Here is a 21,010-nt window from a genome sequence, read left to right as displayed (position 1 = left end):
CGAAGAGGAGGATCTTCTATGGATTATCGCAGGCTTGGCCAAAGTGGAGCGGTCGTCACCGCCTACTGCCTCGGCACCATGACATTCGGTGCCGAAGCTGATGAAGCGGCATCGCACAGGCTTCTTGACGACTATTTCGCCTGGGGCGGCAATTTCGTCGATACCGCCGATGTCTACAGCGCCGGCAAGTCCGAAGAGATCATCGGCCAGTGGCTAAAGACGCGGCCGACCGAGGCAAAACAGGCTGTGATCGCAACCAAGGGGCGCTTTCCGATGGGCCCCGGTCCAAACGACATCGGCCTTTCGCGCCGCCACCTGAACCAGGCGCTCGACGCATCGCTCTCGCGTCTTGGCGTCGAGCACATCGATCTCTATCAGATGCATGCATGGGACGCGCTGACCCCGATCGAGGAGACGCTGCGCTTTCTCGATGATGCCGTTTCGGCCGGCAAGATCGGTTATTACGGCTTCTCCAACTATGTGGGATGGCAGATCGCCAAAGCCGTGGAAATCGCCAAGGCGCGCGGCTACACGCGACCCGTAACGCTGCAGCCGCAATATAACCTTCTGGTGCGCGACATCGAGCTGGAGATCGTCGCGGCATGCCAGGATGCCGGCATGGGTTTGCTGCCATGGTCACCGCTCGGCGGCGGCTGGCTGACGGGCAAATACCGGCGTGACCAGATGCCGACGGGTGCGACCCGTCTCGGCGAGAACCCGAACAGGGGTATGGAATCCTACGCCCTGCGCAATGCGCAGGAGCGCACCTGGGCGATCATCGACATGGTGGAGGAGATTGCCAAGGGCCGCGGCGTCAGCATGGCGCAGGTTGCACTCGCCTGGACGGCGTCACGACCGGCCGTGACGTCTGTTATCCTGGGGGCGAGAACGAGCAAACAGCTCGCTGACAATCTCGCTGCGGCAGAGCTTTCGCTTTCCGAAGAGGAGATGACGAAGCTGAGCGAAGTCAGCCAGCCCCATGTGGCCGACTACCCCTATGGCGCCGGCGGCACCAATCAGCGTCATCGCAAGATCGAAGGCGGACGCTGAAGACCAGTCGAGGCGGCCGGGTCTGGTCGGTCGCCAATGGTTCAGAGTCGGATGCCGCTTGTCTCGTCGAAAAGATGTAGCTGCGACGGATCGACGGTCACGCCAATCTTCTCGCGTGCCCGCGCGATGCCTCGGCCCGTCTCGACGATCGTCAGTTCGGGTGTGGTCGCCGCCGTGACGAAGGTGGATGAACCGGTCGATTCCACCACGGCCACGGGCACGTCGAATGTGCCCTGCCCTGCTGCCGTGATCCCGATATGCTCCGGACGAAGGCCAACGGTGACCTTGCGGCCGGCTTGGACTTGATGGTCGATCGCGATCTTGTGCTTCACACTGCCGAGATCGATCGTCAGGCTCTTGCCGTCCTCTGCGACCACAGCCGGAATGAAGTTCATGGCGGGCGAACCGATGAAACCTGCGACAAACTTGTTAGCGGGCTTGTCATAAAGGTCGAGGGGCTTGCCCTGCTGCTCGATGATACCTTCGCGCATGACGACGACATGGTCGGCCATGGTCATCGCCTCGATCTGGTCGTGGGTGACATAGACGGACGTCGCGCCGAGCCGGTCGTGCAGCGCGCGGATTTCCTTGCGCATCGACACGCGCAGTGCCGCATCGAGATTGGATAACGGCTCGTCAAACAGGAAGGCCTTGGGATGCCGGATGATTGCACGGCCCATGGCGACGCGCTGGCGCTGGCCGCCGGAAAGCTGACGTGGATAGCGGTCGAGCAGTCCGGTAAGACCGGTTATCTGCGCCACCTCGTTCGCCTTCTTTCTCGCTTCATCCTTCGATACGCCACGCATGCGCAACGAATAGGTCAGGTTTTCGGCCACTGTCATATGCGGATAAAGCGCATAGGACTGGAACACCATGGCGATGTCACGCTTGCGCGGCGGCATGTCGTTCATTACCTCGCCGGCGATCTGCAAGGTGCCTTCGGAAATCTTCTCTAGCCCCGCCAGCGACCGGAGCAACGTGGATTTGCCGCAGCCCGACGGGCCGACAAGTGCCACGAAACTGCCTTTTGAGATCGTAAGGTTGATATCCCTCAGCGCATGGTAGGCACCGTAATGCTTGTTGACGCCGGTCAATTCGATCTGTGTGGTCATTTCAAAGCTCCGGAAGTCAGGCCGGAGACGATCCGGCGCTGTAGAAGAACGAAGATGGCAAGGATCGGCGTCACATACATCGCGGCGAAAGCCATGATCTTGTTCCATTCGCTGGTGTTTGGGCCGATGAAGGAATAAAGGCCGACACTCGACGGCTGGAGCTCGATGTTCTGGATCATCGACTTCGAATAGACGAATTCGCCGAAGGCCTGCATGAAGATCAGGATCGCGGCGACCAGGATGCCGTTGCGCGCCAGTGGCAGGACGATGTTGAAGAAGGCGCCGACACGCGAATTCCCGTCGACCAGTGCCGCCTCCTCGAGTTCCTGGGGCACGCTCATGAAAGTGGCTCGCACAAGCACCACGAAGAAGGGCATGGTTTTCGCCGCTGTCGCCAAAATTACAGCAAAGCGTGGGAAGTCGAGAACGCCAATCTGCGAAAACCCGACGAAAATCGGCGTAATCATCAGCGAGGCGGGTAACACCTGCAGCATCAGGACGAGGAAAAGACCGATATCGATCCAGATGTTTCGGTAGCGCGCCAGCACATAAGCAAGCCCGGTGCCCAGTATCGTCACCAGCGCGACGCTGCCGGTTGCGATCACCACCGAATTCCAGATGTAGTGGCCCATCTTCAGGCCCAACCAGACGTCACCATAGACATGCCATTGCGGATTGCTGGCGCGGAAAGTCGGCGGCGTCGCGAACATGTCCGACGTGGTCTTGAGGCTGCTCAGATACATCCAGTAGAGCGGGAAGAGGTAGATGATTGCCAGCACCACGGCGATCACGAAAAGCAGACGGTACTTCATGGTCTCGCTCATCCGCGCACCTCATGCCGGGTCGAACGTACATAGATGACCGAGGCGATCATCACGACGATGATCATCACCACTGAAATCGTCGCGCCCTTGGCGAAATCATACTCCTTGAAGGACCAAAGCCACGCCCAGTATTGCGCCACGTTGGAGGAATTGTTTGGGCCGCCTGATGTGATAACCGCAAATAGATCGAATTGCTGCAATGTGAAGATCATGCCGAGCGAGATGACGGCACCGATCGTCGAACGCATCATCGGCAGCGTGATGGTCCAGAAGCGCTGCCAGCCATTGGCGCCGTCGAGTTCGGCCGCCTCGTAGAGGTCGCCGGGAATGGAGGAGAGACCAACCGAAAGCAGGATCATGTTGAAGGACACGCCGAGCCAGATATTGGCGATAATCACCGCCCACAGCGAATAGGCCGGATCTGAGCGCCAGAAGATGTTGGCATTTGTGATCGACAGGCTCTTGAGCAGGTAGTTCAGCACGCCGAAATCGCCCGACAGGATCAGATTCCAGATCGCGCCGACCACGAGGCCGGGCATCACCCACGAAACAAGAAACAGGCCGCGCAGCCAGGACGATCCGGGAAAACCGATCCAGAAGAACAGCGCCAGCCCGAAGCCGATAAGGAACTGTCCGGCGATCGACGCGACGACGAAGACCACTGTGTTCTTCATAACCAGCCAGGCTTCCGGCCGTGCGAACACTTCCTGATAGTTCTTCAAGCCGACAAAGGGGCGGAACACCTGCGCGAGACTGAACATATCAACCTGTTGCAGGCTCATCAGCACGTTGTAGACAAGCGGCAGGAACGACAGGAAAAACAGAAATGCAAAGGGAATGGCCGCAAGTGTGACGTCAAACCCCTTTCCGTCTCTTATTCCGCTGGCAACAGTCCTCATACTCCAAGGCTCCTGACCCATACATTCGACGCGATATGCTTCGAATGTCCATATTTTCTGAATGCCCCTCCGGGCACCTTCCTCTCAAGGAAGAGAGCAGATGCTTGCCGAACCGCGACGTCAAGATCCGTGCCGCGCAAGCAAGAGCAGAGAGTGCCGGGAGGGAGCGCCACCACAGTCTCCACCCTCTCCCTTGAGAGGAAGATGTCCGAAGAACAATAACACGACAATCCGTGTCCTTGGCGGTGCCGCCGGACGACAATCCGGCGGCACGTCAGGCCGATCTCAGCCTTCGCCGAGGATACCCTTGATGGTCTGGGCTGCCTGGTCGAGAGCAGCCTGCGGCGTGGCCTGCCCCGTAAGCGCGGACTGGATGGCGTCCTGGATCGCCTTAGATATCTTCGGCCACTGCGGATGCGGACCGCGCGGCTTGGCGTATTTCAGCTGCTCGAGGAATACCTTGAGTGCTGCATCCTTCTTCTCATTGCCGGTCGGCGGAATGGCGATGTCCGAACGGGCCGGCAGCTGGCCATAGTTTTTGAACATCTTGTCATCCTGCGAGGCGAAGTATTCGAGCGCCTTGAAGGCCTCGGCCGGATGCTTGGTACTGGCGAAGATCGCCCAGTTGAAGTCGCCCATCGCGGAAGACGGCTCGACGCCGTCCTTCGGCACGGGCATCAGCGTCACGCGCCAGTCGAACTTGGCTTCCTGCGACATGCGGTCGAGTTCCCACGGGCCGGAAATCACCATCGCCGCATTGCCGGAATTGAAGGTACCGGTCGAGTCCCACTGTCCGCGGGTCAGCGTGTCAGGCGAAGCAAGCTTCTCGTCGAGGATGGTCTTCCAGGTTTCCAGCGCCTTGACGGCGCCAGCTGTATTGATGTGGTCATAGCCACCCCCTCCCATCTGCGCCCAAGGCAGGAACTGGAAAGTGCCTTCCTCGTTCGCCTTGGCCGAGAAAGCCAGACCATAAACGTTCTTCGCCGGATCGTTCAGCTTGCGGGCCGTATCCACCAGTTCATCCCAGGTGTGCGGCGGCTTGTCGGGATCGAGGCCCTTGGCCTTGAACATGTCGACATTGTAGTAGAGCGCAATCGTATTGGTTGCTTTCGGCACGCCGAAGAGCTTGCTGTCCCAGGTGACCGAGTTCAGCGGACCAGGGAAATAGTTTTCCTTCTTGATCACCGAGGACTTGGCGATCATGTCGGTGAGATCGAGGAACGCGCCATGCGAGGCGAACATTGCATGTTCCGGATTGTCGACAGCGATGATATCTGGCGCCTGACCGGTGGAATAAGCGCGCATCGCCTCACTGACAACATCGTCGAACTGGATCTCGCGATATTCGATCTTGATGCCGTTGTTCAGCGCGTTGAATTCCTTCACCAGGTTCGGCGCCGGCTGGACATCCTTGTCCAGCGACCAGACCGTGATGGTGACATCCTCGGCCTTGGCGGCCAGGCCGAAGAGAGAAACGCCTGCCAGCGCCAAAGCGCCGATTACTGCAAACTTGCGGATACCCATAGTTCTCCTCCTTTGTGGTTATCCTGTCGGAAGCCGGCGATTCCTCCTCGCCGGCCACGATGTCATCAGACCGGATCGACGACGAAGTCGCCGCCCCGGGCATGCTTGAGATGGTTCAATGCGTAGACCTGACCGGTCAGTTCCAGATCGTCGCGGTAGACCGGGTCGTGCCAGCCTTCGATGTCGATCGAGCCGGACCAGCCGGCAAGCCGCAGTTCGGAAATAACGTCCGTCCAGTTGCTGTCGCCAAAGCCCGGCGTGCGCATGAAGACGAACTTTTCCCTGCCGAAGATGCCGTGCTCCTTGATGACATCCCAGCGGATCGTCGCGTCCTTGCCGTGCACGTGGAAGATCTTTTTTGCCCACTTGCGGATCTGCGGCAGCGGCTCGATCAGATAGACCATCTGATGGCAGGGCTCCCATTCCAGACCGATATGATCGTCCGGCGTTTCGTTGAAGATCAATTCCCAGGCATCCGGGTTGTGCGCGATGTTCCAGTCACCGGTCGCCCAGTTGCCGTCCATGGCGCAGTTTTCGAAGGCGATCTTAATGCCCTTGTCGGCTGCACGCTTGGCAAGCTCACTGAAGATTTCCTTGTAACGCGGAAGGCTGTCGGTCAGCGGCTTGTTGCGGATGCGGCCGGTAAAGCCGGCAACACAGGTTGCCCCGAAATGGTGGGCGTTGTCGATGCAATCCTTCCAGCCCTGCAGTGTCTGAAGGTCGATGTCGGCGGTCTCAAGCGGATTGCCGAACATGCCAAGCGTCGAAATGGTGATGTCACGATCGCCGATAGCATCGACGCAGCGCTTGCCAAGTTCGGCAAGATCCTGGCCGTTCGTCGTCTGCCAGAAGAAGGGCTCGAAGCTTTCGAAGCCCATATCGGCAATCTGGCCGATACGCTTGTCGGCGTCGCCCTTGGAGGCGCTGACCATGGTGCCGATACGAATGGACTTGGCAGGGTTGCTCACAATCTCTTTCCTCATGCTGAAATCTCAATGCGCTTGCCGGTCTTGGCGCTCTCGACCGCGCCGAAGACCATGGCGAGGCTTCTGATATTGTCGGAACTTGCCGTCTCAGGCCGCTTGCCGGTGTTGATCGCCTCCACGAAACTCGAAATGACGCTGGCATGGCCATGCGTTTCTTCCTCGTGAGCGGGTTCGGGAACGTTTACGGGCGCAAAGCCATGCAAGAGACCAGGCTCATCGCCGGCAACGGCGGCGCTAAACGTATCGGCGCCATCCCAGGTCAGCATGCCCTTGGAGCCGACGAGACGCCACTCGCTTTCCCAACTGGTGCGCTCGCCTTCCGCACACCAGGAGCCACGATAGGTGAAGACGACATCATCGGCAAATTCGAAGGTCGCATTGGCAGATGCGCCGTGCTTGTACCAGGAGCCTTTGGGGTTGCGTTCAACGCAATAGACGGCGAGCGGCTTCTTGTCGGCGACATAGCGGGCGGCATCGAAAGTGTGGATCGCCATGTCGAGGAGCAGGACATTGTCCATCTCTTCGCGGAAGCCCCCGAAATGCGGTCCGAGGAAGAAATCGCAATGGATGGCGGTCAGGTCACCGATTGATCCGCTCTCGATAAAGCGGCGCATGCGGCGCACGCCCGAGATGAAGCGACGGTTCTGGATGATGGCGTGGATCTTGCCCGTTTCAGCCGCCAGATCGATCAGAGCCGCTCCTTCGGCAAGCGAGGTTGCCATCGGCTTTTCGCTGAGGACGTGGCAGCCGGCCTTCAGCGCGGTGGAGACGACGTCGAAACGTGCCGTCGGGATGACGACGTCGAACACGATGTCGGCCTTGGACCTTGCAATGACGTCGGCAAGATCTGTGCCGATCACAGCCCCTTCGAGGCCGAACTCGGCGGCGAGCGCCTCGGCTGCTGCCGGATTGACGTCGACGAGGCCCCTGACCTCGATGGCGGCTTTAAGGGCCGGGCTTTCCTTGATAGCGCGCAACCAACCCTTGGACATGGCTCCGCACCCGCATAGAACGGCATTCAAAATCACGATTTCCTCCGGTGGATCGTTTCCGGTTTTTCCCCCCAAAACGCATCCCGTAAACGTTTACGATACTAAGCGGAAACGTTTCCCGGTGTCAATACCATGTGATTCTTGCAAGAATGCTGCGGAAAACACCTGCAAATGCGGGCCCTTAGGCAAATCGATATTGCGCCGCAGCATGGAAAAATATCCCAACGATTTCGAAGGCTCACCGGTTCGCGAGCGTTGCGGCTGGATGGTTGAAACAGATGACATCATCGGCGCCGGGGTCGTCGGTCGGCAACGAGGACGCTGACTTGCGCCCCGTGGGCGCTGCAGTGAGCAGACTGGCAAGACATCCGAGCTTATGCCTTGAGAGAAAAAGCGTCGCTTTCTCCGGGGACGAGTTCGAGAGGCCAGATCGTGTTGCGTGCGCCTTTCGGGTAATGCGCCGCATAGGCCGGCATTGTCGCAAGCAAGGTTTCGGCAAGCTCGACGCCGAGATCGCGCAGTGACATGCGAAAGCAGGTGAGTGATGGCTGCAGGAATTTGCCGCGCGGTTCTTCGCGGAAGCCGATGACCGCCAGATCGCGGCCGGGAATGATACCTGCCTCATTCAGACGCCGGTAGAGACCGATCGCCATGAGCTCATAGATAAGGATGATCGCCGTCGGCTTGCTGTCGAGCCGCAGCATCTCGTGGCCGGCCTGATAGCCGCCCTGCTCACTCGATTTGACGCGGATGACCAGCGACGGATCGAAGGCGATGCCGTGGCGCTCAAGCGCTTGCCGATAGGTATCGACGAAGATGTAGCCGAGGTTGATATCGTTGGATGGCGCGGCGATGGCGATACGACGGTGTCCCTTCGACACCAGGCGATCGACGGCGCAGGCAGCAACGCCCTCGAAGTCAAGATCGATCCAGGTGTGGTTGCCGCCGGATGTACTGCGGCCCAGCGCGACGAACGGGATCTTGGCCTTCACCAGCAGGTCGATGCGTTTGTCGACGCGCTGCGTGGCCGAGATGATCATGGCATCGACGATCCGCCGCGCGACCATCCGCTTCAGATATTCGTGGGGGTCTTCATCATTCGGGCACGGCAGCATGAGCAGGTCAAGCTTGTGACGGGACAGGACGCTCTGCAAGCCGCCGGTGACGCCAAGGAAGAAGTTGTCGCTGTTTTCGACCGTCTCCTTGCTGGATTCGATCATCAGGCCGATGACGTTTGTCGTGCCCTGACGCAGGCTGCGTCCGGACTGGTTCGCCACATATCCAAGCTCTTCGGCGGCTGCGAGCACGCGCTTGCGCGTCTCCTCGTTGACGTCGGGCCTGTCGTTTAGCGCACGCGAAACCGTCCCGATTGAAATGTCGAGATGCTTGGCGAGTTGGCGAATACCCTTCATCTGCGGCAATCTTCCTCCCCGATGGAACGTTTTGTCTTCCTATCTGCCATACTAAAACGTTTCCGGAAAGCGTCCTTGCGAGAGCGATGCGGCGCCCGGTATTCAAATTGCCATTGCGCCGGATGTCGCCAGCGCCACCATCGCCACGAGGGCGCCGGCCGCCGCTCCGGTCGATTTCGCCATTGCGTCTGGCAGTCGTGCATGGCGCGACGGCGACAAGAGCTGCAGCAATTCCGAAATGCCCGCGCCGATCACACAGGTGACACCGACCAGTGCCGCCGAGTGTGAATAGCCGAGGACGAAGAAGAACGCCATGGCCGCGAAAGCGAGGCTTCTGTCGAGGTTGACGCGGGTGATCGTTCGCGGGCGCAAGCTGATGGGGGCAATCGTCACGACGAGAATGAAGGCAAGCAGCGCCCATGCGATTGCTTGCGCAACGACGACCAGGTGCAACCCACTGAGAATTTGGTCGGACACGAAAGACATCCTCTTGTCGCCACTTTGCAGGAACATGCAGAAGCGCTAGCAAGGTTTCAACTATGCGACGAAAGCGAATTCAAGAATCCAGTGAATCGGTGAAGACTTCCGCATCTGGGAACGCCTGCGCCACCGCATCCTTCCTCGAAAGAATGGGCATCGTATCGATCGGCCAGCGAATGTTCAGCGTGGGGTCATTCCAAATAATCGCCCGCTCGTTCTCCGGCGAATAGAAATCCGTGGTCTTGTAGAGGAACTGCGCCGACTGGGAGAGCACAAGAAAGCCATGGGCGAAACCGGCCGGAATCCAGAGTTGCCGTTTGTTGTCAGCCGACAGGGTTTCCCCGACCCATTGGCCGAAGGTCGGCGACGCCTTACGCAGGTCGACGGCAACGTCAAACACCTCTCCGTCGACGACGCGCACCAGTTTTCCCTGCGGTTGTTTGATCTGGTAGTGCAGTCCTCGCAGCACGCCCCTTGCCGATTTGGAGTGGTTGTCCTGCACGAAGGTGAGGTCTTGACCGACAAGCGCATTAAACTGCGCCTGATTGAAGCTCTCGAAGAAAAAGCCGCGATCGTCGCCATAGACCGTCGGCTCGATCAGCAACACGTCAGCGATCGCCAGCGATGTTACCTTCATTGATTGCCGGCCTCCGCCACAAGCCGCAGCAGGTATTTGCCATAGCCGCTTTTGGCAAGCGGTGCAGCAAGGCGCTCGAGATGCCCACCGTCGATCCAGCCGTTTCGGAAGGCAATCTCCTCTGGGCAGGAGACCTTCAGACCTTGGCGGTGTTCCAGCGTCGAAATGAACTGGCCGGCGTCAAGCAAAGAGTCGTGAGTACCCGTATCGAGCCAGGCATAGCCTCGACCCATGATTTCCACGGTCAGGCTGCCGTCATTCAGGTAGCGGCTGTTAAGGTCGGTAATCTCTAGCTCGCCCCGCGCCGAGGGCTTGAGCTGCCTGGCATACTCGACAGCCCTCTCGTCATAGAAATAAAGCCCTGTTACGGCATAGTTCGATTTCGCTCGAGACGGCTTTTCCTCGATTGATAGGGCCCTGTTTGCTCCGTCGAACTCGACGACACCGTAGCGTTCGGGATCGAGCACATGGTAGGCGAAGACGGTTGCGCCGCTTGTGCGCGACATACCGCTGGCAAGCAGAAGCGGCAGGTCATGTCCGTAGAAAATATTATCGCCGAGTACAAGGGCGCTCGGTGATCCTTCGAGAAAGTCCTCGCCGATGACGAAGGCCTGGGCCAGGCCATCGGGCGACGGCTGTACGGCATAGGAGAAGTTGATGCCCCATTGCTCGCCGGTCCCCAGCAACGCCTCAAAGCGCGGGGTATCCTGCGGGGTCGATATGACGAGTATGTCTCGAATTCCCGCGAGCATCAGCGTGCTCAGCGGATAGTAGATCATCGGTTTGTCGAAGACCGGCAGCAACTGCTTGCTGATCGCCAACGTTGCGGGATGCAGGCGGGTGCCGGAACCGCCGGCGAGGATGATGCCTTTTCGAGTCACGTGTGCGGCTCCCGTTCTTTGAGTTGATCAAGCATCCTGTCTACGTGCACGGTCCAGTGCGGCAGATCCAATCCTAGGCGACTGGCGAGTGCATCGCTGTTGAGCAAAGAGTTCCGCGGCCGCGCTGCAGGCAGCGGGTATTCCTTCGTCGCGATGGGCTCGATGTCGCCAACCTCAGTCCGCAGGGTGAACCCCAGTTCACGGGCACGTCGAACGGCATAGGATGCAAGTTCATGCCAGCTGGTTTGGCCCTGCGCCGTCAGATGATAAATGCCGCTGTCAAATTGCCCTTGGCGATGAGCTGCCACCGCCAGCGCCGTAACGTCGGCGATAAGTTCGGCTGATGTCGGCGCGCCAAACTGGTCGGCAACAATACGCAGCGTCGGCCGTTCTCGCGCCAAGCGAAGGATGGTGTTGATGAAATTGGCACCCGTCGCCGAGAAAACCCAGCTCGTCCGCAGTATAACGAACCTGCAGCCTGATGCCTTGATCGCTTGCTCGCCTGCTCGCTTTGATTGCCCGTAGACGTTCAGCGGATTGGTGTCGTCACTTTCGACGTATGGCCCGTCTTTGCGGCCGTCGAATACGTAGTCTGTCGAGTAATGAATGAGCGTCGCACGGCGGTCGCGGGCAAACCGAGCGATAATCTTTGGCGCATCGGCATTGACCCGAAAAGCGGCATCCGGCGTCGATTCTGCGCGATCAACCTGAGTCCAGGCGGCTGCGTTGACGATGAGATCGGGCGCATAAGCTTCCAAGATCGCAGGCAGGGTGTCAGTCGCCGCCATGTCGACGTCTCGCCGTTCCAGCGCCGTCACCGCACCGAGCGGAAGAAGCGTTCGATGAAGTTCGCGGCCCACCTGGCCGTTCTTGCCAAGCAGCAGGATGTTCATGCGTATTGCTTTGCGATCCAGTTGCGGTAGCTGCCCAAGGTGACATTGCGTACCCAGTCCGGATGATCCAGATACCAGCGAACGGTCTTCCTGATGCCGGTCTCGAACGTCTCGGCTGGCCGCCAACCCAACTCTGCTTCAATCTTGCGCGCGTTGATCGCATAGCGCCGGTCGTGACCTGGACGATCGGTCACGAATGTGATCTGTTCCTGATAGGAGCTGCCATCGGCTTTTGGCTCAAGTTCGTCAAGCACGTCGCACAGCATCATCACGACCTCAAGATTCGTCCGCTCGTTCCAGCCGCCGATATTGTAGGTCTGCCCCGGCAGGCCTGCATCCAACACTCGCCGAATTGCGCTGCAGTGATCCTTTACATAGAGCCAGTCGCGAATTTGCCGCCCATCGCCGTAGAGCGGCAATGGGCGACCTGAAATGGCGTTGTGAATGACGAGAGGAATGAGCTTTTCCGGAAAGTGAAATGGACCGTAGTTGTTGGAGCAATTGGTGGTCAACACGGGCAGGCCATAGGTGTGATGGTAGGCTCGCATCAGATGGTCCGCAGCAGCTTTGCTGGCGGAGTAAGGGCTGTTGGGCTGGTACTGATTTTGCTCGTCGAAGGCAGGATCACCGGCCTGCAGTGTGCCGAAAACCTCATCGGTCGAGATGTGTAGGAAACGAAACTCCTGGCGATCCCTTAACCCGACCCAATAGGCTCGGGCTGCTTCCAGCAAGCGGAATGCACCCACGATGTTGGTCTGAATGAAGTCCTCGGGCCCGTGGATCGAGCGGTCGACATGACTTTCGGCAGCGAAGTTCACGATTGCGCGCGGTTGGTATCGCGTCATCAGGTTGGCTACGAGCGGACCGTCTCCAATGCTTCCATGGACGAATGTGTATCTGGCGTCTCCCGTGAGCGAGGCTAAATTCTCACGATTGCCAGCATAGGTCAGCGCGTCGAGGTTAAGAACCGGCTCGTCGCTCTGAGCCAGCCAGTCAAGAATGAAGTTCGAGCCGATAAAACCGGCGCCGCCAGTCACCAAAATCATCGCTTACACACCCTTCACACGAACGCAAATACTCGCCAACGATGACTACCTAGTAGACGTTGCGGCGGTCAACCATGCAGACCATTGTCAAAAAGACTATTTTCAGATCGAGCCACAGCGACCAGTTATTGATGTACCAGATGTCATGGCGAACACGATCAGCCATCCGATCCACAGTCGGAGTTTCGCCTCGGCATCCGTTGATCTGAGCCCAGCCCGTTAGTCCCGGTTTGACATGCCGACGTGAGGCATAGTGAGCGATAAGGGCTCCGTAGAGATCATCGTGAACCAACGCATGTGGGCGCGGCCCGACCACCGACATGTCGCCTCGAAGGACATTCCAGAATTGAGGCAGTTCGTCCAGGCTGGTTGATCGAATGAAGCTGCCAACTCGAGTGACGCGAGGATCGTTGCGTGTCGCCTGGCGCACGTCAGTGGAATCCTCCATTACGGACATGCTGCGAAACTTGAGGATGCGAAATGCGCGGCCGCTGTAGCCCTTTCGAGATTGCGCGAAAAAGACCGGTCCGGGACTGTCGAGCTTTATGGCGACCGCGACCACGGTGCAGATCGGAAACATGAGCACCAGGGCGGCAATCGAAAAGACGATATCGAACGCTCTTTTCAGCCCGCGCTCGTAAACGTCGAGTGGCGGGCGGTGTGTCTGAAATACACGCCGTTCGCCGACGGTCTGCGCGAAGCCTTCGACGACGTCGCCAACGATGCCGCCGAACATGACGCTCACCGGCACACAGAATTGGCGCAGGGTGATCAGGCACTCTTCCAGGGCACGCAAATTCGCATAGTCACTCCAGGCAACCAGCACCTCATCGACCTCGGCTATGCCATGTTTCTCATAGGCGTCGCTGGTTGACGCAAGGGCGAGATCGGCCTCGGCGATCCGCATCGTGTACTTGACGGAAAGACCGCTAAGAGCGGCACGTTGAACGACAGGTTCGGTCGGCATCGTGCCTGGGCAAATCAAAAGGACGCGACGGGTGGGAAAGGCAGCGCGTGCAACGGCGCTGTGGAGATGGTGGTGCCAGAACAGGCGCAAAGTGATCAGTCCACCCATGGAGAGAACCGACGTCATTATGATTGCACCCCGAGATACTGTCGTGTCGAGTTTTAGGAACAGGATCACGGCCAGAAGGAACAAAAGCACCGCGGGCAGAAGTGCGGAAATCAACACCAACTGGCGGCGGAACGAGAGCATCTCGCCGGGCCGATAGGCATGGACGCCAAACATGGCCAGCACAAAAATCGTGGCAACGAGCAGGCCGATCCCAACGTAAAGTGACGGGTCAGCAAGACCACCAAAGACAATCCGTTCGTAACACAGATGGCCCGCGGCGCTTGCCGCGAGGAGAAGAATAAAATCGAACGTCGCCGCAATGCCGGTGATCGCAAAGCTATTGAAACCGAACCATCTCCGGTCGCTCTTGACGGAAAGGTGCGGGTCCCAGTTATGCTCGACTGGAATGGTCATGTTTCACACCCTCAACCCTGCCTAATAGTTAACATGAGTTGAACGTACGCAACAATTATCCTCGAATACGCCTTATTGCGTAACGAGAGATGCCTTTTAAAAAGAAAATTTTACTTATGTTATACTTTAAATATATTCTGGATACTTGTAGGAAACGAAGGAATCTATTGTCTGCTGCTGACGTCAAGCTGCGCGTGCGGTGTCCTCTTTCACCACGCCGCTCGATATAAGTTAGTCGATTCAACCAGTTAGATGACGCCGAAGCTATCGACGAGATACGCATTATCGCCCTCTCGAGTAAACGCTCGCACCGGGTTCCACTTGCGTACACAGCGACCAAGGTTGGTCGTCAGGCAGGTCTTTTAAGGTATGGGCGGACAGCTGTTGCGCGCCATTTGCGCCTCATCGCAATCGACAACGACACAGAATTCCAAACGATGCCGATGGCTCAAGCCACGACTGGCAATAACGACTGGGGCGTCCTCAAGAACGCTATTTGCCACACGCATGAGCGCGTCTTGAAACATCCTCCGGTCGCCCGCGAAACTGGATGATTTTTTTTGGGGCTCGTCGCCCGCGACAGCGGCCCAAACCGCGTTCGCATTTGACGCCTAGGCGCTCGACGACTGGTTGGCGCCGGAGCCCGCTTGCTGATGGCAATCGGACTTGTGCGAACGGACCAACGTCTTCGCTCCAGCGCCGTTTCCAGCCGGGCGCGGCTATCTCACCGCATCAAGCTTGTTGATTGCGAACTGATAGTGGTTGCCCGTGCCCCCGCGGCTGACCACCAATTTGCGCGTCTTGGTTATGATACGCGCGAAGTTTCCATCCGTCGTGATCGACCGCGCGGTCGAAATCGTGGCGTAGCTTTCTCCCGGGAATTTTTCCGGACATGCCTTGCCACCGATGGCATAGATGCGTGCCCCGCCTTTTTCGTATCGTTGTTGAATTGGCCTGCCATTCGGGTCGGCAAGGACCTTGCAGCCTGGCGCGTTTGGTACCGGAATAATCTGGTACCAAGGGCTGTCGGCGAAAGCGTAGGGCACCGACAATGACAGTAGGGCGGAGACGACAAGGGATAATCTCAACATGGTTCAGCTCCTTCGTTGTCAACAATGTAAAGCTATATTAACGCAAGTTAATCGACAAGATTTTTTCGAATTTCAAAAAGAAAAACGAGAGATTATCCGAGCTCCTATCAATGATTTGACATAGTCTTGTGAGAAATTCTTTCTATGTGCCAGTGGGCATGGATGTACTTTGAACTTTCCTTCGGGAGACACTGCTTTCACCGACAGCTAAATCCTTTGGCGAATGCGAAGAGGTTCACAATGGCTCATGGATTTTTGGCGTCTTTTCTTGTCGCACGCATGTCGGTTTTCTGCAGCTGCGCGGCGTTCGCCGGTGCGAGTTTCGCGGCGACAATTGATGTTTCTCCATCGCCACGGCACAGCATTCAGGCTGCCCTCAATAAAGCAGAGCCAGGTGATGTGATCCGGCTCAAACCCGGGGTGTACTATGAAGATTTCAAGACGGTCCGAAACGGCAAGCCCGGCAAACCGATCGTGATCACCGGTCCTCGGTCGGCAATCGTCAAAGGATCCGGCGCGCCGCGGGTGATCGAAATCAACCACGATTATACCGTGCTGCGCGGATTCACCGTCGATGGAAAGGTCGGCGCCGGTAACAACAAGAGGAGTTATCGCGATAAGCTCATCTATGTCATCGGCAAGGCGCGTGGAGACGGCGTAACCGGTTTGCGAATATTGAACATGTCCGTCAAAAATGCCGGTGGTGAATGCATCAGGCTGCGCTACCAGACGCGTCGAAACGAGATTGCCTATTCGCAGATCAACAATTGCGGCCGCTACGACTTCGCCTTCAACGATGGAGGCAAGAACGGCGAGGGCATCTACATTGGCACGGCGCCGGAGCAGCGGGGCGCTCATGGAGCTCCGGACCGATCCGTCGACGCCTCAGACGCCAATCACGTTCATCACAATGTGATCGACACCAAGGGCAACGAGTGCGTTGATATCAAGGAGGGGTCAAGCCGTAACATCGTCGAGCACAATCAATGTTCCGGCCAGAAAGACAAGAACTCGGGTGGCTTCGATTCTCGCGGCAACAACAACGTCTTCCGCTACAACACGGTTAGCAATGTGCGAGGCGCTGGCGTGCGTCTGGGTGGTGATAGCGACAAGGACGGCCTCAACAACGATGTCTATGGCAATACGTTTCGCAAAGTCGGAGTAGCGGTCGTGCGCGCAGAGCGCGGTCCACAGGGCAAGGTGTGCGGCAACACCTCGCAGAGCAATTCCGAAAGGAAGGAAAAGAAGAAGGGCAAGGTACCGGTCGAACCACTCGCCAAATGCTGACGGTTGCTGCCGCCGGCAGCCAGGTGTCTCGGCCCGCTTCTCAATTGGATGACAGCTTCTGAAGCGCGGCCTGCGCCAGGGGATATCCGCCCGCTGCTGACTTCTCCAACCACTGCCGACCTGTCGCGTCGTCCTGCTGGTTGTCGGTCGACTGAAGCATCATCATGCCCAGAAGATATTGCGCCTCCGGATCATTCTGTTTGGCTGCGCTTTCGCGATAGGTCTGTGCCTTCTCAAGCGAGGCATCGACGCCGGTGCCGTAGTAATAGGCATTGCCAAGCACCTTTGAGGCTTTCGCGTATCCGCTGGCTGCAGCCGTCTGAAGACTGCCGATGATCCGGTCCTTCCGGCTCTTGTCGACGTCGGAACGCGACAGAGCCCGTGACAGATAATCGATGGCATCAGCGTTGCCGCGTTCCGCCAGGGTCTGGAATATCGAAATTGCCTCGTCGACTGCCTCCGGCTTGTCTTTCTTCCACAGGACCTGTGCCATCACCTTCAGCGCATTTGGATCGGCCGCCCGTCCCTCCGCCCGGATGGCAGCCATCGCTTCGTCCTGTACCGATGGTGGGTAATCGAGATTGAGCAATTGCTTGGCGGGTCTGCCGGCGTCCAGCGGATTGAGCGCTATCGATTGCAGGAGCAAGTCTGAACTCACCGCGACATCGTCCGGCGTCTTGCTGAGCACGATGCGCTTGGCAATCTCGGTATAGAGCTTTGCTCGGCGTGCCCGTTCAAGTCGGTTCGCCCATTTCTTCGCCTCGGTGATGTTCTTGGGGGTGCCGCGGCCTTCGGCAAGAGCGAGCGCTGTCGCCTCGATGCCCTTGGCATTCCCGACAACAGCTGCCCATCGATACCACTTATAGGCGACCACGTCATTTTGCGGGACATCCAACCCGGCGTACTGGATCAACCCGTAGGCCGCCACGCAGCTCTTGCACCCACGCATGGCCTCCGCCGCAAGCGAGCGCAGGACGGCCGGGGTTCTGTCCCCAAAGGCATACTCGTTCATCAGGACGCCCTTGGCGAGAAGCCGTGTGGCGTCCCGCGACGTTGGACCTGAAAGCAGAAGGGCGAAGCCATAATTGGGATCGCGTACCTTTCGGTCGGGTGTGGTAAGTGCCGCTGTGGCGATCAACAGACGTTTGGGCAAGGGAAGCTTGACCGCCGCATCGACTTCGGGCCAGCCCTTCGCGATCCGCAGCTCCTCCCAATTCGCGTATGTCTCGATAACGGGCCTTGGCGTCGGCTTCACGATCTTCGCCGCTTCAGCGGTCGCAAGCGTTGACGTTGCCATCAGAGCGGTCAGCAATATGCGTAGCATCCTCTTCATGATGCCTACTCCTGCATTGACGTTTCAGTTTGCCAAGTCGACCGACTTGCTCAGCCAGCGTTGCGCTTCTTCGGTATCAGCTTTTGTGCCGAAGCCGATCTGCAGCGCGATTGCATATTTCTCAAAAGCGCCGCGGTAGCCCGCATGCGCCGCCTTCGAGAGCCATTCAGTGCTCTTGGCATCGGAGTGCTCGAACCCGTGGGTGCCAGCCGCGTAGAAATCGGAAACGTTGAGCATGGCGGCTCCATTCCCGAGCGTTGCTGCCTTCAGGGTCCAAGTTTTGGCCGCTTGCGTGAACGCGGGGCTGCCTTCGGAAAGCCGCAGATAAAGCTTGGACAGAAGGGTTGCGACCTGCGGTGAATTCTGCGCTGCGAGATCGCGCAGCAGCGCTTCCACCTTCTCGTCGCCGCTTGTCGGGTCGGCGAGCGTGGTCTGCTGCGACAGGATCTCCGTCACCAGGCTTTCCAGGGCCCCCTCGTCGCCGAGCCGCGCGCTTTTCAGCAGCCACATGTAGCTGTTCTTGTCATCCACCGGCAGACCCTCGCCGGTGCCATACATTCGGCCGATCTCGCGCATGGCCTCGCGCTTTCCGCCCTCGGCAGCGTCCTTCATGAGCTCGATTGCCCGTGCCTTTTCGGCCGGCCGCTCATTCAGCAGAAAACGGGCAACCTGGTACTGCGTACTTGGATCCTTCGTTGGCTCGGCCATCACTTGATCGAACAGACCGAGATAGTCCTGCCTGAATTGCGGCATGGTTCGCATCGCCAAGGCAACCTGTATCTTTTCCTTCTCCAGGCAAAGCGGCCGGCTGAGGGCGGTTTTCAAAACGGTTGCCTGGCGCTCGGTGTCGCCTTCAAGTTCGGCTCGCTTGAGGAGCGCGCGCAAATCGCCAGACGCGTTGGCGCGGGCGAGCCATCGCTGCCAATCCGCTCCGCCGCCGTCGGCGGCCGCTACCTTCATGTCCACCAGCCGCAGCATGGCCGCGATGCTGCCCCTGGACGCCGCCTCGACGAAGAGGGATGTGGCCCTCTTGGGATCTGGCTCGAGTGTTGGATCGGGGTCGATGTAAAGCCTTGCCAGTTCGAAGAGCACGTCCGGATTTCCGGTCGGGGCCGATGCCTCCAGCATCGCTCTTGCCGTGATAGCGTCGCGCTCCTCTAAGGCATCCGGCCACAGAAGGGCTCGCGCCTCGGTCAGCGTCGCAACTCCAGGATCAGCTGTCATGGCGCGCTGGTGCCAGGTCTTGGCCGCGGCCGCATCCTTCGGTGTTCCCCGGCCGTCACGGTAAGAGCGGCTGACACGCATCATGGCTTCGACATCGCCTTGCTTCGCCGCTTGCACGAGATAGTCGACCGCTGCCGCATCACCATCGGGTGTGCGTTTGGCAAAAGCCTCGTCTGCAAGCGTCAAGAGGCTTGCCGCGTTGCCTGCGGCTGCCGCCTTTTCAAGCCAGACGCGTGCCTTGGCACGGTCCTTCTCGACACCCGTTCCACAGGAATAGAGAGATGACAGCTCGCTCATTGCAACGCCGAGGCCGTGGTCGGCGGCAGCTTTCAAATAGTCCAGTGGATCCTTGTCCAGCCTTATCGATGGCTTTTCACCTGAGGCAAGGTTGTAGAGCTCGAATGCGGAACGCGACGAGCCAAGATCGGCGGCCTTGGTCAGCGTTTGCTTGGCGAGCTCGAAATTTGGTGCGCCAGCGCTGCCGCGCGCATAGATGATGCCGAGTTGCTCCAGTGTGCGAAGGCTGGCGTCCGGCAGCACAGCCGCCTTCTGTAGGCTTTGCAGCTCGAGACCGGGATCTGTTCCGGCCCCGTAAGCACCACGATAGTAGGCGGCTTTCATTTCATATGCGCGCGGGTTGTTGCGCTCTGCTTCCTGAGCCAGCAGTTTGAATGCTTCGTCCTTGCCGCTACCTTGTTGTGAGGTCGAAAGCAGAAGATCAGCAAGGGTCAGCCGGCTTGCTGCATGTCCAAGCGCCGACGCTTGCCTCAGCAGCCCGATTGCCCGCTCATGATTGGCAGCGACGCCATTGTCTTGCAGGTAGCGGCGCGCCAATGTTGACATTGCCCTGACATCACCGAGCTTCACGGCAGCTTGCAGCCATTCTGCCGAGGTCTGTTTGTCATCGAGCCCCAAATCGGGATCGACCAGGATGTCGGCAAAACCGGTCAGGACGCTACAATCGCCGGTGCCTAGCCTTTCGGACATCTTCGAGATCGCACGGTTCAGATAAACCCGGCTGGTGTCGGCGGTCTCTGCAAGTTGAGGATTGCGGTAGTAGAGGCGCGCAAGCTCAAGCTCGGCGTTCGGATCGCCGGCATTTGCTGCCGCAGTCAGGTATGCTTGTGACGTCTTGAGGTCGGCCGGCACGACCTCGCCTTCGCGATAGAGCCGGCCGAGAAAGGTTCCCGCCTCGATCGTCCCGCGTTTGATTGCCGCGGCCTCGGCCCTGACGATTTCATCGGCGCGCAAAGAGGCATCGTCGTCATCCGCCAGAATGCGACCGTAGAGATGGAGTGCGCGACCTGCTCCGGCAAAAGGCACCTGGCTCAGGTAAAGGGCCATGCGTTCAGCGGTCGCCGGGCTTGTCTGATATCGACTGTAGGGGTTGAAGAGCGTTTGCGCGTCCCGCAGCATGTCGTCGGGCGAGATCGTGCTTTGGCTCTTGCCGTCCCAACGGCTCCAGTTGCGCGGCGCAGGCACCGCAGGCGGCGCGACACAGATCTGCGAATAGTCGAAATCCGGGCTCAGTGGAATCAATGTCTCAGTGGCGGTGGCGGCAAGGGTGTTCGTTGCAAGACCTGGCGCGCAAAAGGCAAGCGTCGCTGCGAGCGCGGTCTTTCGGAAACTCCCAAGCCGGCGGCCGACGGCCGCACTCCAAATCTCGTTTCCGTTCGCCATTTAAACGCTACCTCATTGTTTGCGACCGTCGTCACTCTCGTGCCGTGCTGCTCTCATTTTCTCGAGCACCCGCTGGCTTGCCCGCGCGATAATCTCGTTTTTTACCAGGACGACCCAGTTGTGGGTCGGCCAAACTCCACAATCGCTCCGGGGCGGCACGATCAGCGCTG

At 58.7% G+C, this 21,010-nt stretch carries 18 protein-coding genes; 2 read left to right on the top strand and 16 right to left on the bottom strand.

The window, feature by feature from the left end; translation table 11 throughout:
- The first annotated feature begins 18 nt into the window (after nucleotides 1-18).
- The gene (locus BSG20_RS09215; protein WP_072373855.1) at nucleotides 19-1,050 is read left to right on the top strand and encodes an aldo/keto reductase; all 1,032 of its coding nucleotides are present in this window, start codon (nucleotides 19-21) and stop codon (nucleotides 1,048-1,050) included.
- A gap of 41 nt (nucleotides 1,051-1,091) precedes the next feature.
- Here the strand turns inward: BSG20_RS09215 and BSG20_RS09210 are convergent, their stop codons facing one another.
- From BSG20_RS09210 to BSG20_RS09145, 14 genes are all read right to left on the bottom strand, one after another.
- Entirely contained in the window at nucleotides 1,092-2,162 is a 1,071-nt protein-coding gene (locus BSG20_RS09210; RefSeq protein WP_072373852.1) for an ABC transporter ATP-binding protein, read from the bottom strand.
- Nucleotides 2,159-2,986, bottom strand: coding sequence for a carbohydrate ABC transporter permease (locus BSG20_RS09205; RefSeq protein ID WP_072373849.1), 828 nt, complete (start codon nucleotides 2,984-2,986; stop codon nucleotides 2,159-2,161). Before BSG20_RS09205 ends, BSG20_RS09210 begins: the two co-directional genes overlap by 4 nt.
- Nucleotides 2,983-3,885: a carbohydrate ABC transporter permease gene (locus BSG20_RS09200; protein ID WP_072373846.1), complete on the bottom strand. Its 903-nt coding sequence runs from the start codon at nucleotides 3,883-3,885 to the stop codon at nucleotides 2,983-2,985. Before BSG20_RS09200 ends, BSG20_RS09205 begins: the two co-directional genes overlap by 4 nt.
- Nucleotides 3,886-4,170: 285 nt before the next feature.
- The gene (locus BSG20_RS09195) at nucleotides 4,171-5,409 is read right to left on the bottom strand and encodes an ABC transporter substrate-binding protein (RefSeq protein ID WP_072373843.1); all 1,239 of its coding nucleotides are present in this window, start codon (nucleotides 5,407-5,409) and stop codon (nucleotides 4,171-4,173) included.
- 65 nt (nucleotides 5,410-5,474) lie between these two features.
- On the bottom strand, nucleotides 5,475-6,377 hold the full coding sequence (locus tag BSG20_RS09190) for a sugar phosphate isomerase/epimerase family protein (protein WP_072374025.1): 903 nt from the start codon (nucleotides 6,375-6,377) through the stop codon (nucleotides 5,475-5,477).
- An 11-nt stretch (nucleotides 6,378-6,388) separates the two neighbouring features.
- Entirely contained in the window at nucleotides 6,389-7,423 is a 1,035-nt protein-coding gene (locus BSG20_RS09185; RefSeq protein WP_072373840.1) for a Gfo/Idh/MocA family protein, read from the bottom strand.
- Between the two features lie 338 nt (nucleotides 7,424-7,761).
- Entirely contained in the window at nucleotides 7,762-8,799 is a 1,038-nt protein-coding gene (locus BSG20_RS09180; protein WP_037118704.1) for a LacI family DNA-binding transcriptional regulator, read from the bottom strand.
- Between the two features lie 102 nt (nucleotides 8,800-8,901).
- On the bottom strand, nucleotides 8,902-9,285 hold the full coding sequence (locus tag BSG20_RS09175) for a VanZ family protein (RefSeq protein WP_072374023.1): 384 nt from the start codon (nucleotides 9,283-9,285) through the stop codon (nucleotides 8,902-8,904).
- A gap of 70 nt (nucleotides 9,286-9,355) precedes the next feature.
- Nucleotides 9,356-9,916 (bottom strand): dTDP-4-dehydrorhamnose 3,5-epimerase, encoded by a 561-nt coding sequence (gene rfbC, locus BSG20_RS09170; RefSeq protein WP_072373837.1) that lies wholly within the window; start codon nucleotides 9,914-9,916, stop codon nucleotides 9,356-9,358.
- Nucleotides 9,913-10,797, bottom strand: a complete 885-nt coding sequence (rfbA, locus tag BSG20_RS09165; protein ID WP_024314411.1) for a glucose-1-phosphate thymidylyltransferase RfbA — start codon at nucleotides 10,795-10,797, stop codon at nucleotides 9,913-9,915. The genes rfbC and rfbA overlap by 4 nt, the downstream gene beginning before the upstream one ends.
- Nucleotides 10,794-11,690: a dTDP-4-dehydrorhamnose reductase gene (rfbD, locus tag BSG20_RS09160; protein ID WP_072373834.1), complete on the bottom strand. Its 897-nt coding sequence runs from the start codon at nucleotides 11,688-11,690 to the stop codon at nucleotides 10,794-10,796. Before rfbD ends, rfbA begins: the two co-directional genes overlap by 4 nt.
- Entirely contained in the window at nucleotides 11,687-12,736 is a 1,050-nt protein-coding gene (gene rfbB, locus BSG20_RS09155; RefSeq protein WP_072373831.1) for a dTDP-glucose 4,6-dehydratase, read from the bottom strand. Before rfbB ends, rfbD begins: the two co-directional genes overlap by 4 nt.
- 49 nt (nucleotides 12,737-12,785) lie before the next feature.
- Entirely contained in the window at nucleotides 12,786-14,225 is a 1,440-nt protein-coding gene (locus tag BSG20_RS09150; protein ID WP_072373828.1) for an exopolysaccharide biosynthesis polyprenyl glycosylphosphotransferase, read from the bottom strand.
- A gap of 719 nt (nucleotides 14,226-14,944) precedes the next feature.
- Entirely contained in the window at nucleotides 14,945-15,316 is a 372-nt protein-coding gene (locus BSG20_RS09145) for a hypothetical protein (protein WP_072373825.1), read from the bottom strand.
- A 399-nt stretch (nucleotides 15,317-15,715) separates the two neighbouring features.
- Here BSG20_RS09145 and BSG20_RS09140 point away from each other — a divergent pair, with 399 nt between their 5' ends.
- On the top strand, nucleotides 15,716-16,603 hold the full coding sequence (locus BSG20_RS09140; RefSeq protein ID WP_244541300.1) for a right-handed parallel beta-helix repeat-containing protein: 888 nt from the start codon (nucleotides 15,716-15,718) through the stop codon (nucleotides 16,601-16,603).
- Nucleotides 16,604-16,643: 40 nt separating this feature from the next.
- Here the strand turns inward: BSG20_RS09140 and BSG20_RS09135 are convergent, their stop codons facing one another.
- Together BSG20_RS09135 and BSG20_RS09130 are read right to left on the bottom strand one after the other, a co-directional pair.
- The gene (locus BSG20_RS09135) at nucleotides 16,644-17,936 is read right to left on the bottom strand and encodes a tetratricopeptide repeat protein (protein ID WP_072373820.1); all 1,293 of its coding nucleotides are present in this window, start codon (nucleotides 17,934-17,936) and stop codon (nucleotides 16,644-16,646) included.
- Between the two features lie 24 nt (nucleotides 17,937-17,960).
- The gene (locus BSG20_RS09130; protein WP_072373817.1) at nucleotides 17,961-20,840 is read right to left on the bottom strand and encodes a tetratricopeptide repeat protein; all 2,880 of its coding nucleotides are present in this window, start codon (nucleotides 20,838-20,840) and stop codon (nucleotides 17,961-17,963) included.
- Between the last annotated feature and the right edge of the window lie 170 nt (nucleotides 20,841-21,010).

The organism is Rhizobium tibeticum (genome assembly GCF_900110205.1).
Classification (GTDB): domain Bacteria; phylum Pseudomonadota; class Alphaproteobacteria; order Rhizobiales; family Rhizobiaceae; genus Rhizobium; species Rhizobium tibeticum.
Note: the sequence above shows the minus strand (reverse complement) of the source record. Positions and strands in the feature narration are given on the sequence as shown.

What these genes read in the sequence shown, in the direction of transcription:
- BSG20_RS09205 (WP_072373849.1), bottom strand. Translation starts at nt 2,986, where the DNA reads ATGAGCGAGACCATGAAGTACCGTCTGCTTTTCGTGATCGCCGTGGTG.
- BSG20_RS09180 (WP_037118704.1), bottom strand. Translation starts at nt 8,799, where the DNA reads ATGAAGGGTATTCGCCAACTCGCCAAGCATCTCGACATTTCAATCGGG.
- rfbD (WP_072373834.1), bottom strand. Translation starts at nt 11,690, where the DNA reads ATGAACATCCTGCTGCTTGGCAAGAACGGCCAGGTGGGCCGCGAACTT.
- BSG20_RS09150 (WP_072373828.1), bottom strand. Translation starts at nt 14,225, where the DNA reads ATGACCATTCCAGTCGAGCATAACTGGGACCCGCACCTTTCCGTCAAG.
- BSG20_RS09195 (WP_072373843.1), bottom strand. Translation starts at nt 5,409, where the DNA reads ATGGGTATCCGCAAGTTTGCAGTAATCGGCGCTTTGGCGCTGGCAGGC.
- BSG20_RS09145 (WP_072373825.1), bottom strand. Translation starts at nt 15,316, where the DNA reads ATGTTGAGATTATCCCTTGTCGTCTCCGCCCTACTGTCATTGTCGGTG.
- rfbC (WP_072373837.1), bottom strand. Translation starts at nt 9,916, where the DNA reads ATGAAGGTAACATCGCTGGCGATCGCTGACGTGTTGCTGATCGAGCCG.
- BSG20_RS09130 (WP_072373817.1), bottom strand. Translation starts at nt 20,840, where the DNA reads ATGGCGAACGGAAACGAGATTTGGAGTGCGGCCGTCGGCCGCCGGCTT.
- BSG20_RS09135 (WP_072373820.1), bottom strand. Translation starts at nt 17,936, where the DNA reads ATGAAGAGGATGCTACGCATATTGCTGACCGCTCTGATGGCAACGTCA.
- BSG20_RS09175 (WP_072374023.1), bottom strand. Translation starts at nt 9,285, where the DNA reads ATGTCTTTCGTGTCCGACCAAATTCTCAGTGGGTTGCACCTGGTCGTC.
- BSG20_RS09215 (WP_072373855.1), top strand. Translation starts at nt 19, where the DNA reads ATGGATTATCGCAGGCTTGGCCAAAGTGGAGCGGTCGTCACCGCCTAC.
- BSG20_RS09200 (WP_072373846.1), bottom strand. Translation starts at nt 3,885, where the DNA reads ATGAGGACTGTTGCCAGCGGAATAAGAGACGGAAAGGGGTTTGACGTC.
- rfbB (WP_072373831.1), bottom strand. Translation starts at nt 12,736, where the DNA reads ATGATTTTGGTGACTGGCGGCGCCGGTTTTATCGGCTCGAACTTCATT.
- BSG20_RS09210 (WP_072373852.1), bottom strand. Translation starts at nt 2,162, where the DNA reads ATGACCACACAGATCGAATTGACCGGCGTCAACAAGCATTACGGTGCC.